This is a genomic window from Vibrio sp. 1580, assembly GCF_033340055.1.
In genome coordinates this window covers 1-689 of sequence record NZ_JAWOVT010000307.1, presented here as the reverse complement: position 1 = coordinate 689, position 689 = coordinate 1, and the positions used below count along the sequence as shown (strand labels likewise).

Here is a 689-nt window from a genome sequence, read left to right as displayed (position 1 = left end):
TGGCCCAACAGGGAAGCCGAAATCCAACAGCGCACCATCTAACTTCTCAATCGGCTCATTTGCCAGCAAGATATGCGCAGCTTCATTCATGTAAGGCGCAAGAATGCGGTTTACGTAAAAGCCAGCTTTGTCCTTCACAACGATTGGGGTTTTACCCTGCTTCTTAGCCAATGCGACAACTGTCGAAATGGTTTCATCAGACGTTGTTTCATGCGGAATCACTTCCACCAGCGGCATTTTTTCTACTGGGCTAAAGTAATGTAAACCGACGATGTTTTCTGGTCGCTCTGCCTTTTCTGCAATCTTGTGGATTGGTAACGAAGACGTGTTCGTAGCAAAAATAGTTTCAGATTTTGCGTTTGCTTCAATGTCCGCAACCATCTGTTGTTTTAGATCCAAGTCTTCGAAAACCGCTTCGATCACAACATCAATGTGGTTGTAACTTGTAAAGTCTACGCCACCTGACAGTTGCAACATCTTCGCCTGTAAATCGGCTTTCGACAGGATGCGACGTTTACGCTGCTTCTCAAACAACTTGTAGTTGTAGTTAAGCGCATTCAACACACCGTCATTGCTCACATCTTTGATTCGAACAGGCACTTTTGCTTTTGCAACCGTTACATGACTGATCCCAGCGCCCATTAAGCCGCCACCAAGAACACCCACTTTTTTCACCGCTGTTGGCTGTG

The 689-nt window shown here is 45.9% G+C and carries 1 protein-coding gene; it reads right to left on the bottom strand.

All coding sequences use genetic code 11. The features are described from left to right. Positions 1-689, bottom strand: a 689-nt coding sequence (locus tag R7093_RS25690; RefSeq protein WP_318147082.1) for a 3-hydroxyacyl-CoA dehydrogenase NAD-binding domain-containing protein, incomplete at both ends; no start/stop codon positions are given.